Annotated in this window: 11 protein-coding genes; 6 read left to right on the plus strand and 5 right to left on the minus strand. The window is 45.4% G+C overall.

Going from position 1 to position 12,603, the window contains the following annotated elements:
• Positions 1–100: 100 nt before the first annotated feature.
• The 4 genes from ACN0UY_RS09140 to ACN0UY_RS09155 all read left to right on the plus strand — a co-directional run bounded on the left by ACN0UY_RS09140 (position 101) and on the right by ACN0UY_RS09155 (position 6,120).
• Positions 101–2,329, plus strand: a complete 2,229-nt coding sequence (locus ACN0UY_RS09140; protein WP_417666410.1) for a type I restriction endonuclease subunit R — start codon at positions 101–103, stop codon at positions 2,327–2,329.
• Between the two features lie 45 nt (positions 2,330–2,374).
• Positions 2,375–3,232 (plus strand): hypothetical protein, encoded by an 858-nt coding sequence (locus ACN0UY_RS09145; RefSeq protein ID WP_417666412.1) that lies wholly within the window; start codon positions 2,375–2,377, stop codon positions 3,230–3,232.
• Positions 3,233–3,293: 61 nt separating this feature from the next.
• Complete coding sequence (locus ACN0UY_RS09150; protein ID WP_417666414.1) at positions 3,294–4,925, plus strand: HsdM family class I SAM-dependent methyltransferase; 1,632 nt, start codon at positions 3,294–3,296, stop codon at positions 4,923–4,925.
• Entirely contained in the window at positions 4,918–6,120 is a 1,203-nt protein-coding gene (locus ACN0UY_RS09155; RefSeq protein ID WP_417666416.1) for a restriction endonuclease subunit S, read from the plus strand. The genes ACN0UY_RS09150 and ACN0UY_RS09155 overlap by 8 nt, the downstream gene beginning before the upstream one ends.
• Positions 6,121–6,372: 252 nt before the next feature.
• Here the strand turns inward: ACN0UY_RS09155 and ACN0UY_RS09160 are convergent, their stop codons facing one another.
• From ACN0UY_RS09160 to ACN0UY_RS09175, 4 genes are all read right to left on the minus strand, one after another.
• Positions 6,373–7,461, minus strand: coding sequence for a HigA family addiction module antitoxin (locus ACN0UY_RS09160; protein ID WP_417666418.1), 1,089 nt, complete (start codon positions 7,459–7,461; stop codon positions 6,373–6,375).
• Positions 7,454–7,798: a type II toxin-antitoxin system RelE/ParE family toxin gene (locus ACN0UY_RS09165; RefSeq protein ID WP_417666420.1), complete on the minus strand. Its 345-nt coding sequence runs from the start codon at positions 7,796–7,798 to the stop codon at positions 7,454–7,456. Before ACN0UY_RS09165 ends, ACN0UY_RS09160 begins: the two co-directional genes overlap by 8 nt.
• A 114-nt stretch (positions 7,799–7,912) precedes the next feature.
• Positions 7,913–8,344, minus strand: a complete 432-nt coding sequence (locus tag ACN0UY_RS09170) for a hypothetical protein (RefSeq protein WP_417666422.1) — start codon at positions 8,342–8,344, stop codon at positions 7,913–7,915.
• 92 nt (positions 8,345–8,436) lie between these two features.
• The gene (locus ACN0UY_RS09175; RefSeq protein WP_417666424.1) at positions 8,437–9,300 is read right to left on the minus strand and encodes a YicC/YloC family endoribonuclease; all 864 of its coding nucleotides are present in this window, start codon (positions 9,298–9,300) and stop codon (positions 8,437–8,439) included.
• 122 nt (positions 9,301–9,422) lie between these two features.
• On the opposite strand from ACN0UY_RS09175, the gene rph reads away from it, so the two are divergent.
• Positions 9,423–10,136, plus strand: a complete 714-nt coding sequence (rph, locus tag ACN0UY_RS09180; protein WP_417666426.1) for a ribonuclease PH — start codon at positions 9,423–9,425, stop codon at positions 10,134–10,136.
• Between the two features lie 53 nt (positions 10,137–10,189).
• The gene (gene pyrE, locus ACN0UY_RS09185; RefSeq protein ID WP_417666428.1) at positions 10,190–10,834 is read left to right on the plus strand and encodes an orotate phosphoribosyltransferase; all 645 of its coding nucleotides are present in this window, start codon (positions 10,190–10,192) and stop codon (positions 10,832–10,834) included.
• Positions 10,835–10,850: 16 nt separating this feature from the next.
• Here the strand turns inward: pyrE and ACN0UY_RS09190 are convergent, their stop codons facing one another.
• Complete coding sequence (locus ACN0UY_RS09190; protein ID WP_417666430.1) at positions 10,851–12,542, minus strand: cyanophycinase; 1,692 nt, start codon at positions 12,540–12,542, stop codon at positions 10,851–10,853.
• Positions 12,543–12,603 lie beyond the last annotated feature (61 nt).

Below are 12,603 nucleotides of genomic sequence, written 5' to 3' on the forward strand. Positions count from 1 at the left end.
CGGAAACACGGGATTTTAATATCCTAGTCGAAACTATTAATATGCGCGTGAAGCAATTTGCTTGAACAGACCCCGAATAAAAACGATTACAAGGAATGTCATGGCCTTCAATACGAATAAATTCAATGAGGATAGCCGGGTCAAAATACCAGCAATACTGCACCTGATGCGCTTAGGCTATCGGTATCTATCACTCAAGGGTCAAACCTGGGACTTAGATACCAATATCTTCCCGGATTTATTCAAAGCGGCTATTGGAAAAATTAACCCCGGTATTGAAGATGCCGAAGTAGGCCGTTTATTCGACGATGTCAAACTACTGCTTGATAACGAAGACCTTGGTCGTGCTTTTTTTGAGCGATTGTCTGAACGTTCAAACACCAAACTGATCGATTTCGAGAATTTCAAAAATAACAGTTTTCATGTTGTAACCGAGCTGACTTGTCAGAATGGTGATGAAGAGTTCCGCCCAGATATCACTGTGTTGATTAACGGAATGCCGCTGGTGTTTATTGAGGTGAAAAAGCCCAATAACCGCGAAGGTATTCTGGCCGAGCGTGACCGCATCAATAAACGTTTTCAAAACCCCAAGTTCAAGCGTTTCGCCAACATCACCCAGTTTATGATTTTCTCCAATAACATGGAGTACGACGACGGCGACCCTGAACCCGTGCAAGGAGCCTTTTATGCGAGTAGCTCGTATCACAAACCTGTTTTTAACTATTTCCGCGAGGAAGAAATTTTAAATTTAACAGCGTTACTTAAGCCGGTATCGGATGATGAGGAGCTAAAAGTCCTAAAAGACAATAACCTGGAAGTAATCCGCAGTAACCCAGAATTTCAAACTAACAAGCAACCTGAACGCCCGACAAACCGAATCTGTACCTCTTTGCTAAGCCGCGAACGCCTCGCCTTTATTCTTCGTTATGCATTAGCTTATGTAACGGAATCAGATGGCTTACAAAAGCATATCATGCGTTACCCGCAGTTGTTCGCAACCAAGGCCATTGAGCGCAAACTAAGCGAAGGTATCAAAAAGGGCATAATCTGGCACACTCAAGGTAGTGGTAAAACCGCTTTAGCCTTTTATAGTGTTCGCTATTTAACCGACTACTTCCAAAAACAACAGATAATTCCAAAGTTTTACTTTATCGTTGACCGATTAGACCTTCTACAACAAGCACAACGGGAGTTCACTGGGCGTGGCCTAACCGTGCATATCATTAATTCACGTGATGCGTTTACACGTGATATTAAAGCCACACAGGTGATCCATAACCATTCTGGGAAACCAGAAATTACTGTGGTTAACATTCAAAAGTTTAAAGATGATCCGGATGTGGTTAGTACCAATGACTACAACGTCGCAATACAGCGCGTCTACTTTTTAGACGAAGTGCATCGCAGCTACAATCCCAAAGGCAGCTTTTTAGCGAATTTAAGTCAATCAGACAAAAACGCCATCAAAATTGGCTTAACTGGTACACCATTATTGGGTGATGACTACAACTCGCGAGCGTTGTTTGGCGAATACATTCACAAGTACTATTACAATGCTTCAATAGCCGATGGTTACACTTTGCGCTTAATTCGCGAAGAAATCAGCACACAGTACAAAATCGAACTACAGCAAGCCCTTGAAGAAGCCGAAGTCCAAATGGGAGATGTGGACCGTAAATTAATATACGCTCACCCAAGCTTTGTAGAGCCCATGCTAGCTTATATTGTGAATGACTTTGAAAAAAGCAGAGGTGCTTTGAACGATTCTAGCATTGGCGGGATGGTCATCTGTGATAGTTCAGACCAAGCCAAACAGATGTTTGATATTTTCAATTTGAAATATGCAAAAGCGCCTATCTTACCGCAAAAATATGGAGACCAACGCTCAGAAATGTTAGAAGCGGCCGAAGCGCCGCCAGTCACTTACGCAGACTTTGGTCAACAGTCGAATAAGGTAAAAAGTGCCGCACTAATTCTTCATGACATAGGCACCAAAGAAGAGCGTAAAGACTGGGTTGAAGATTTCAAGGCTGGTAAAATCGACTTTTTGTTTGTATACAACATGCTACTCACCGGCTTTGACGCGAAGCGCCTTAAAAAACTCTATCTTGGCCGCGTAATCCGCAAACATAACCTGCTACAGGCGCTCACTCGGGTAAACCGTACTTACAAAGATTTCCGCTATGGCTATGTGGTAGATTTTGCCGATATTCGACAAGAATTTGATGCAACGAACAAAGCCTATTTTGAAGAGCTACAGTCGGAGTTAGGCGATGAGATGGAGCATTACTCACACCTATTTAAATCTCAAGAAGAGATCGTACAATAAATTGAGCATATCAAAGACGTTCTGTTTCGTTTTAATACCGACAACATGGAAGAGTTTTGCAACCAAATCAGCCAAATTCAAGACCGTGATACCGTTTTAACGTTGAAAAAGGCCCTCGCCGATGCTCGCAGCCTGTATAATTTGATCCGCTTGCAAGGTGATTATGACTTTCTGGATGAACTGGACTTTGCCAAACTCAATGTGCTTTACCGTGAAACCAGCAACCACCTAGACTTACTCAACCTTAAAAATGATTTAGAAAGCGGCCAAGACACGTCAACACTGCTTAACCGTGCCTTGGAAGACATTATTTTTAAGTTTGTTAAAATTGGCGAAGAAGAACTGGTACTTGCCGACAAGCTTAAAAACACCCTGCGCCAAACACGCGAAGCCTTAGCAAGTAACTTTGACCAGCAAGATCCGCGGTTTATTAGCTTAAAAGAAGAATTAGAGCGACTGTTTAAGAAGAAAAACCTAAGCGAAGTCACGCAAGACGAAATGGTTGCCAATATTGATGCCCTGAATAAAATTCATGACCATGTCAAAGAGCTAAACCGCGAAAACAACCTGCTAAGGCAAAAGTACCTCGGCGATACTAAATACACGCGTATTCACAAGCGCCTGCAAGAGCGCCAACGGAGCCAATGCGATATCAGCGAGTCCGAGCGTAAAATATTTGAAGCCCTAGCGGGCGTGAAGCAAGATGCTGACGAACAGGTACTCAACAACAGCCAAGTGCTTCATAACGAAAATTACTTCGAGCGTCAGATGATGCCGCTCGTGATCGCGCGCTTTATGAAAGAACAAAACATTAAACTCAACGCCGATGCCTCACGTTATATCAATCATTTGGTCGTCGCCGAATATTTAAAAGAATTTAATACCGGTAACCAAGCGTGGTAGTGGCTATTTATTGACTACTGAAAATAAGCGCCGGTAAAACCAAATAGGAAATAAACAGAAAATGGTTGAGTTAGAATTTCAGCAAAAAACCAAAACTCTTATTGATAGTCTGAAGAGCATTTGTGCAAGTAATGGGTTAGGAAACAGTACGGGAGAATTTGAGATTATTACCCAAGTTTTTCTTTATAAATTTCTTAACGATAAATTTGCATTTGAAGCAAAAAAAATTGACTCGAAAGTGGCAAGCTCCGAGAAATGGGAGGAAGCCCTCGTTTCCATGAGTGAGGACGAGCTAGAGATGCTGCAACTGCAAATGGGTGGAGATACCGCGCGCTTGAAGCCTCATCACTTTCTCAGCCATTTATTTAAGCAGCAATACGCGCCAGATTTCGCTCGATTATTTGATGACACACTTATAGATATTGCGATCGAAAACAATGATGTATTTGCTGTAATGACTGATTCCGGAGAAAAAGTTCAACTCTTTACTCGCATCAGTGAAAATGTGACGGTATCAAAGCGAGACGCATTCTGTCGGGCAATTATTAACAAATTAGTGGAGTTCAGTTTCGAAAGAATCTTTACACAAAAGTTTGATTTTTACGCCACCATCTTTGAATACCTAATCAAAGACTATAACAGCAACTCCGGTGGGAAATACGCTGAATATTACACGCCTCATGCCGTAGCTCGTATAATGGCTGAGATCCTCGTGCCAAAAGATGTACAGGGAAAAGTCAAGAACGTAAATTGTTATGACCCGTCTGCTGGTTCTGGCACGCTACTGATGAATGTCGCTCACGCTATTGGGGAAAATCGTTGTAGCATTTACACACAAGATATATCAAAGAAGTCGTCCAATCTTCTTCGGCTAAATTTAATTTTAAATAACCTCGTACACTCAATACCAAACGTTATAGAAGGCGACACTTTACTTCACCCTCACCATAAGGACGGATTGCAGTTGAAGAAATTTGACTACATAGTGTCCAACCCCCCATTCAAGCTAGATTTCAGCGACATTCGTAGCAAACTAGACAGCAAAGAAAACAAAGATCGATTCTTTGCCGGTATTCCAAAGGCGCCAGCTAAAGCTAAAGACAAAATGGCAATTTACTCGTTGTTTTTACAGCACATCATTGCGTCAGTTAAACCAAACGGTAAAGCCGCTGTTGTGGTGCCAACGGGTTTTATCACCGCGCAATCGGGTATCGATAAAAAAATCCGTGAGCACTTGGTAAGAAATAAAATGCTGGCGGGCGTGGTCTCCATGCCATCCAATATTTTCGCCACCACCGGCACCAACGTGTCGATCCTGTTTATCGACGCCAGTAACGATGGCGATGTGGTACTGGTAGATGCTTCAAACTTGGGTCAAAAAGTCAAAGATGGCAAAAACCAAAAAACCGTATTAACGCCATTTGAAGAACAGCAGATCATTGATGTCTTTAACGCCAGAAAGGCGGTAGAAGATTTTTCCGTTGCGGTGAGTTATAACGACATCGAAGCAAAAAACTACTCGTTAAGTGCGGGCCAATACTTCGATGTCAAAATCGAATACGTGGATATTAGCCCCGAGGAGTTTGCCCAAAAGCTGCAGAACTTTACCAATGATTTAGATGGCTTATTTAGCCAGTCTCGTGAATTAGAAGCTGAGATTAAAGAGCATTTAACGGGATTAAAATATGAGTGATTGGCATGAAACTACCCTAGGAAAGGTTGCTGATGTTTTTACTGGCCATCCGTTTCGAAGTGAATTTTATTCTGATGGTCTTCAAGATATTAGACTTTTACGAGGGGACAACATTTCACAGGGGGCAATGGACTGGAGTGACGCAAAGAAGTGGCCTGCCGAACAGCTTGAGGAATATGAAAAATATCAGCTAAAAGAGGATGACATTGTTCTAGCAATGGACCGTCCGTGGATAGCCGCAGGGTTAAAGTACAGTCAAATAATTAAGAGTGATCTGCCCGCGTTATTAGTTCAGCGAACTGCAAGATTACGTGGCAGTAGTAACTTGGATATAGGCTATTTAAAATATATTATTGGTAGTCCTTGGTTCACAAGTTACATCAAAAGAATTACCACAGGTTCATTGGTTCCGCACATAAGCTTAAAACAAATTCGTGAGTTTCCGGTAAAGTTACCGTCTCTCGAGGAGCAAAAACAAGCGGCTACTGTTTTACAAGCGATCGACAAAAAAATCGAACTCAATAACCGTATCAACGCCGAACTGGAAGCCATGGCCAAAACCCTGTACAACTACTGGTTTGTACAGTTCGATTTCCCCGACGCCAACGGCAAACCCTACAAAACCTCCGGCGGCAAAATGGTCTTCAACCCAACCCTAAAGCGCGAGATCCCGGAGGGGTGGGAAGCTATTTCTATAGGGAATATAGTCGATATAAAGACAGGCAAAGAAGACGCTAACTTCGCAACAGAGAGTGGTAAATACCATTTTTTTACATGCGGAGTATCAGCGCTCAGATGTGATGATTTTGTATTTGAGGGTAAGGCTGTACTCTTAGCTGGAAATGGCTCTTTTTCAGTAAAGCGATATGAGGGGAAGTTCAACGCCTACCAACGAACTTATGTGTTAATCCCGAAACAAGGCGAATTATACGCGCCATTGTATTTTGCAGTCCATGATAAGGTAAAAACACTTACATCTGGATCTAGGGGTTCAATAGTCAAATTCATAACAAAAGGAGATATCGAGGATATCTATTTACCTCTTCCGATAAACAAGAAATTAGGCTTTGTAGAGGCGCTAAATTCTTGTTTTGCGCAGTCGTCCAGATTATACGAGCAGAATTTAATGCTCATATCGTTGCGGGACTGGCTACTTCCGATGTTAATGAACGGGCAAGTTACGGTTGGAGAATGATGAAAATGGCACGATCGAAATGAATAGCTTTACAATGAGTTATGGTCTGAAAGTTAGCGCAAGCCCCTATCAGTTTCGCCATGCCCGGATTACAACGATGCCTTAATCAGTAGACTGATTTGTCTGCATTAGGGGTTAGCCATACTTAAGAGAGAGGCACAATAATTATTTGTCGCACCGCAACCGAGGCTTCAATTACAGCTTGTTCATTTAACTAGAACCGGAATCCTTATATTTATTTCATTTGAGATATTATTCATGCGCCCATTTGAACCGTTGTTTTAGATCATTGCAGAATCTAACGTCCAATAACTTCCTATGTTGAAGCTGGCCTACGACTATTCCTGGAGCAATACCGATTGATTCAGCGAATGAAGAAATTGAGGCTTTACTAAAGTTCTTTTCAGCAATGAATGAGGAAAATAGCTTTTGAGGAATCAGTTCATTTTCTGCAAAAATGTTAGCTTCATCCTCCTTTTCTTTATCCATACCGTTATTACCTTCCAGAAATAGTTCTTTTTTCCCGTGGAGCAGGATATGACCAACTTCATGAAAAAATGTAAACCATAAATGGTCATCTGTTTTGTATCGAAGGCTTAATTGAATAACTGCTTTTTCCTTATTAAGCCAGCGAGTTGCGCCGCTGACACCGGTTTTCGGTAATGCAGGGACGAAAACTACAGCAACACCGGCTGAAGCACATAACTCTTGCATTGCAGGCACAAAGTGCGTCGGTTTTGTAGTCGTTAAACTCTTGACATCGTTTAGCGTTTTAATAAAAAGTGCTCGGTTATAAGGAGCGCACTCAATATTCGATGCCTCGATTTCCCCCTGTCTCAGCCATGCTGATAAAGCTTCAGCATAAACTTCATTAGTCTGACTTTGACGATATGCCACGTTAAGCCTAGGCCACATATCATCCCATTGCTCGACGCTAGCAATACCAAAAAACCGCAACACTTCGATTAGTTGTTGCTTTTTATCCTTGTACTTTTCGATCCAGCGCAGCTTTATCATCGCTCCAATGGGAATTCTCTTAAGCCAACCTAAGTCCCGTTCTAACTGTTCCTCTTCTGCAATTCGGGCTCGAATTTCGTGATAATGTGCTTGCAGATTTAGCCAGTATTCAGCCGGCATACCCAATGCTCTTTCAAGCTTTATCGCCGTTTCCGGAGTAATCGCAGCTTTCGCCTTCAATATTGAGATAATGTGTTTGGGAGTCAAGCCAGTGCGTTTTGATAATTCTTGCTGAGTCATTTTTCGTAGATCTAACTCAAAATTTAGAACATCACCAGGTGAAACCGCATAATCGGGTTGAAATTCATTTCTTATATCAACCATGGGTATCCTCCACATCTATAATTTCTATTGCTGTAACTCGAAACCAATCAAGACCACCCTCTGCTCTCATTGGCAATGGATCATTTATTGGTCTAAAAATCAGTCTGTAAGGATGATCTAAATCCAACGACAATTGCCCTTTTTTATTTCCTTTAAGTTCATGACAACGGTTAGGAGGGCTGTACGGTGGTGCAAAAGCTCCTAAGTTCGGAGCCGCTCGTAATTGCGTCATTACAATTTTTAAAAGTCGAGTTCGTCTAGGACCATGGGTTCGTGCCATGACCTTAGCCTCACTGAGTTGTTTTTGAACTTTCTTACTGGAGAATGTTATATCCATATAAAAAGATTAACCTATTAGGTTAGTAATTTTAATCCATAATAGTTGATATAGCAAGATACTACGCAAGTTAATCTAGGCGTTTGGTCTGCCGAGTGAGGTCGGAATTGCTATTTATGGGTCCGGACCGTTCCACTCAACCTGATCAGGGTCTATTCTTCGGATGGGTTTAGCGGTCAGCATACCGTTTTTTCTCTCAATACAATAAGACCACCCCAATTGCATCATATGCCCTGACGCGTCAATAAATCGAAAAATGCGATACTGTTTACGAAATCCATCAAAATTCACCATCAACGTTGAAGCCCAACCGAGGGGTCTCGTTGGTTTTTCTATTGACTCCACGAAGCCGGATTTTCTCGCCATATCGATGGTTCCGTAATAATGGTCGCCTGCAAAGTCAGAACGCATCAATACTTGGTTACCTAATTTGAGAGTGATCGTTTCTTCCTCTTCATCAAAAGCATGCTCCGACCCGCAAAATTTTTTATAGTCGATTTGAGAGAAGACTTTACCTCCAATCTTTCTAGCTTTATCTCGACTCACTATCTCCGACGACCACCAAGTAATGCGTTCCCGGCAATAACGCGACTCCGTTAGAGTCACGAACTTTGTGAACGGCCATGTAACGGATCACGCTACTCGATGTTCTGAATCTGCTCCCGCATCTGCTCAATCAACACCTTCAACTCCACCGCGGCGGCAGTGATATCCGCATTAATCGACTTCGAGCCCAAGGTATTCGCTTCGCGGTTAAATTCTTGCATCATGAAGTCTAAACGGCGGCCGCAGGCGCCGCCGTTGCGCAGAATTTTGCGGGTTTCAACAACGTGGGCGTTTAAGCGGTCTAGCTCTTCGGCTACGTCCACTTTCTGCGCCAGCATCACCATTTCAGCTTCAAGGCGTGCTGGGTCAAGCTCTACTTTCGCTTCTTCGAAGCGTGCGAACAGCTTGTCGCGCTGCCATTGCAGTACTTCTGGCATGTGGCCGCGCACGAAGGTAACTTGCTCAGAAATGCCTTCCAGGCGGGTTGCAATCATGCCTTCTAGCGCCTTGCCTTCACTGCCTCGGTTGGCAATAAATTCTTGTAGGCAGGCTTCAAACGCGCTCAAAATGTCGGCTTGAATGGTGTCCATGTCTTCTTCTTGCTGGGCAACCACGCCAGGCCAGCGCAATACGTCTAACGGGTTCAGTTGGGCGCTTGAGCTTTGGTTGGCCACCCAATTGGCTGATGAAATTACACTGCGCGCCAGCTCTTCATTTAAGCTCAGGCCGCCTTCGGCTTTTTGTTCAATGTGTAAGCGCAGGTTGCACTCCACTTTGCCGCGTTGCAGTTGCTTACGCAGCCTGTCGCGCAAGCTGTTTTCCATAGAACGAATCTGTTCTGGCAAACGAAAGTACGTTTCTAAAAAGCGTTGGTTTACCGAGCGCATTTCCCACGTTGCTGTGCCCCATTCGGCTTTTAGTTCGTGGCGCGCGTAGCCGGTCATTGATTGAATCATTGGTATTCCTCTAAATTTTAATTGCGGCTAGTTTAGCACCTCTCGCATAGCAACGGAATTTCGCCAGCACTTCTGATATAATTGCCGCCACAAATTTAGCGCCAACAGCAGAGGAATACATCATGCGTCCAAGTGGTCGTACAGCTCAACAGATTCGTCCGGTAACTATTACTCGGAATTACACGCGCCACGCCGAAGGTTCGGTGCTTATTGAGTTTGGTGACACCAAAGTGTTGTGTACCGCCAGTGTGGATAAAAATGTACCGCGCTTTTTAAAAGGCAAAGGGCAAGGCTGGGTCACCGCTGAATACGGCATGCTGCCACGCTCTACCCATTCGCGCATGGACCGTGAAGCGGCGCGCGGCAAGCAAGGTGGCCGTACCGTTGAAATTCAGCGCTTAATCGGTCGTTCACTGCGGGCCTGTGTCGACATGGCGGCATTGGGTGAGAACACCATCACCATCGACTGTGACGTATTACAAGCCGATGGTGGCACGCGCACTGCGTCAATTACTGGCGCATGTGTTGCACTGGTGGATGCCCTGAACTGGATGCGCAAGCAAGGCATTGTTAAAACCAACCCGTTAAAAGGTTTGGTGGCTGCGGTTTCTGTGGGCATGTATAACGGTCATGCAGTAGCGGATTTGGACTACCCAGAAGACTCTAAAGCGCAAACCGACATGAACGTGGTGATGACCGAAGCTGGCAAATTTATTGAAGTGCAGGGCACCGCAGAAGGCGAACCTTTCTCAAGTGAAGACATGACCGAAATGCTGGACTTGGCCAAGCACGCCATCCGCGAGCTCATGGACTTGCAAAAGCAAGCCCTCGCCTAACGAACAGCGAAGCGGACGAACAGCGCAGCGCACGAATAACGAGAAACGTACTTATGAAAGCTTATCAAAAAGAATTTATTGAATTCGCCATTGAACGTGGCGTACTGAAATTTGGTGAATTTACGCTGAAGTCGGGCCGTACCAGCCCGTATTTCTTTAATGCGGGACTGTTCAACCAAGGCTCTGACTTAGCCCGCCTTGGTCGGTTTTATGCTGCTGCGCTGCAAGACAGCGGCGTGCAGTATGACCTGCTGTTTGGCCCAGCGTACAAAGGCATTCCAATTGCCACTGCAGCGGCAATTGCCTTGTATGACACCTACCAGAAAGATGTGCCGTATTGCTTTAATCGCAAAGAGAAAAAAGACCACGGTGAAGGCGGTAACTTGGTGGGCTCGCCACTGAAAGGCCGCGTGATGTTGGTTGACGATGTGATAACGGCCGGTACCGCAATTCGTGAGTCGATGGAAATTGTACAAGCCAATGGCGCCGAGCTAGCGGGCGTATTGATTGCGCTCGACCGGCAAGAAAAAGGCCAAGGTGAATTGAGTGCCATTCAGGAAGTTGAGCGTGATTACAATGCCACGGTTATTAGCATTGTGAAGCTCAATGACGTGATTGCTTACTTACAAAATTCAACAGACTTTGCTGAATATTTGGACGCGGTAACTGCTTACCGCGCCCAATATGGTGTTGCATAACAAGTAAGCTAACGGCTTACCAGGTTTCGGGTTGCCAAGACACGCCAATGCGCGCATTGGTCACTTGGCATTCCCCGCCTGCTTTTTGGCGCTTGGTGCTCTCGTCACCCACCACCATTAAGCGAAATTCGTTTTGTACCAAGTTAAAGCTGTCGCGTTTTTGGCACAACAACCGCAATGAGTCGACCATGCCGCGATTGTTTAAGAAGCGCGTGGTCGGTGCTTCTTGCACCACGCCTTCACCTTCGGCAAATTCAATGTTACGCACGCCGTTGTCGGTCATTTGACCCGACGCACCACCCACTAAATAGTGGAAGGTTGCAGCAACTGCAGTTTCCGTTTGCTGAGCGCCAACACCAAAGAACACACCACGCTCACCAAGCACCTTAAATTTCCCATTCAGCACGTTCACGGCTAACGCTGTACGCGTATCAATGCCCACTGCCAGTTGGGTGTTGGTTGTTGCCGCAACGCGCAATAAACGACCATGGCGGCCTAACTCTGAGAATTGTCCGTCAAGCGTTGCCTGGCTCAATAAGCCCACGCCTCCCAACGGGTGATAGGTGGCGCTTTCGGCATTCATGTTACGCGGGCAACTGTCGTCTTTGCCACAGGCAAACGGCGGTGCTTCGCCGGCAATTGCGCCAGCACGCAGCGCTTCAGCACTGGTGCCACTGGCCACCATAGAACGTGCAGTCATAGCGTTCATGGCATCGCTGGTTGCGCCCACTACCAGTTTATTGGCACGCATCTTCAAATAAATGCTAGTCATTAAATCCGTTGGTTGGCTGAGTGGGTCTAAAAAGGCCTTACGCACTAAATTTGGCTGGTTCCCAACAATCAGCACCGCGTCGGCCCAGTCGACAATTTTGGCGCCTTGCAAGGGTGCTTTGCAGAATTCAACTTGCTCTTTATGCTGATTCGGAAATACCCGCGCCCGCTTCCAGGTGCCAAGTTCTTGTTCACGAATTTCATCAAGCTCGTCACATTTACCGGTGCGCTGCGCGGTGTTTACCGCCGCATCTATCGGCAACCAACGCACTTCTGCCCCTAAGCTAACAAAGGCACTGATAAACGGCTCAGCAGCAGTAATAGGGTCACGTGCGCCAGCAGCAGCGATGGCAATACGCGGCATGTCGTCACCACTGCGCACTTGGTCAGCTTGCACCAACATAGCCTGCAAAATATCGCGTTTGGCGCGTACTTTGGTCAGGTTAATGCGTGCGGTGTCATGCTTACCTTTTGGGGCTGGCATTTCTAAATGATCAACAATGAGGTTCCACTCACGCTCTGACAAGCTGTCGTACAAATGACGCGTGGCGCGGCGGGTAAACTCTTCTTGAAAGCTTCGCTCAGGCACTACTTCAGAGCGCATGCGTTCATACAATATCTCTATGGCCATTTTCACGTCATCACGAGTTTTGCGACGATGCGCAGGCCACAGTGCATCATCAAGCATGGGCGTCACGTAGCTGTCGCTCAGGTTAATGTAGCGATCGGTACGCATGCTTTCGCCGTCTAGCCAATCGGTGTCGTTACAATGGGTCCAGGCCATGCTCGAGCATAGCGCCATTTCATCGCCCATTAAGAACAACTGATACTCTGGCCCGCTCGCTTTGGCAGGTTCTGGTTGCTGTGTCTGCGCCTGCGCTGGGGTAAAAGCAGCGGCGCCACCCACTAGGAGTGCAGCAAAAATGGAAGCTTTCATTATTTTCTCCTACAACTTAAGGCGCTCAACCTAACGGCATTAACCGTTACAGTCAATTCTA

Origin of the sequence: Pseudidiomarina sp., assembly GCF_048268165.1 — a bacterium.
In the GTDB taxonomy this organism is placed as follows: domain Bacteria; phylum Pseudomonadota; class Gammaproteobacteria; order Enterobacterales; family Alteromonadaceae; genus Pseudidiomarina.

What these genes read in the sequence shown, in the direction of transcription:
- ACN0UY_RS09155 (WP_417666416.1), top strand. Translation starts at nt 4,918, where the DNA reads ATGAGTGATTGGCATGAAACTACCCTAGGAAAGGTTGCTGATGTTTTT.
- ACN0UY_RS09165 (WP_417666420.1), bottom strand. Translation starts at nt 7,798, where the DNA reads ATGGATATAACATTCTCCAGTAAGAAAGTTCAAAAACAACTCAGTGAG.
- ACN0UY_RS09145 (WP_417666412.1), top strand. Translation starts at nt 2,375, where the DNA reads ATGGAAGAGTTTTGCAACCAAATCAGCCAAATTCAAGACCGTGATACC.
- ACN0UY_RS09140 (WP_417666410.1), top strand. Translation starts at nt 101, where the DNA reads ATGGCCTTCAATACGAATAAATTCAATGAGGATAGCCGGGTCAAAATA.
- pyrE (WP_417666428.1), top strand. Translation starts at nt 10,190, where the DNA reads ATGAAAGCTTATCAAAAAGAATTTATTGAATTCGCCATTGAACGTGGC.
- ACN0UY_RS09160 (WP_417666418.1), bottom strand. Translation starts at nt 7,461, where the DNA reads ATGGTTGATATAAGAAATGAATTTCAACCCGATTATGCGGTTTCACCT.
- ACN0UY_RS09150 (WP_417666414.1), top strand. Translation starts at nt 3,294, where the DNA reads ATGGTTGAGTTAGAATTTCAGCAAAAAACCAAAACTCTTATTGATAGT.
- ACN0UY_RS09190 (WP_417666430.1), bottom strand. Translation starts at nt 12,542, where the DNA reads ATGAAAGCTTCCATTTTTGCTGCACTCCTAGTGGGTGGCGCCGCTGCT.
- rph (WP_417666426.1), top strand. Translation starts at nt 9,423, where the DNA reads ATGCGTCCAAGTGGTCGTACAGCTCAACAGATTCGTCCGGTAACTATT.
- ACN0UY_RS09175 (WP_417666424.1), bottom strand. Translation starts at nt 9,300, where the DNA reads ATGATTCAATCAATGACCGGCTACGCGCGCCACGAACTAAAAGCCGAA.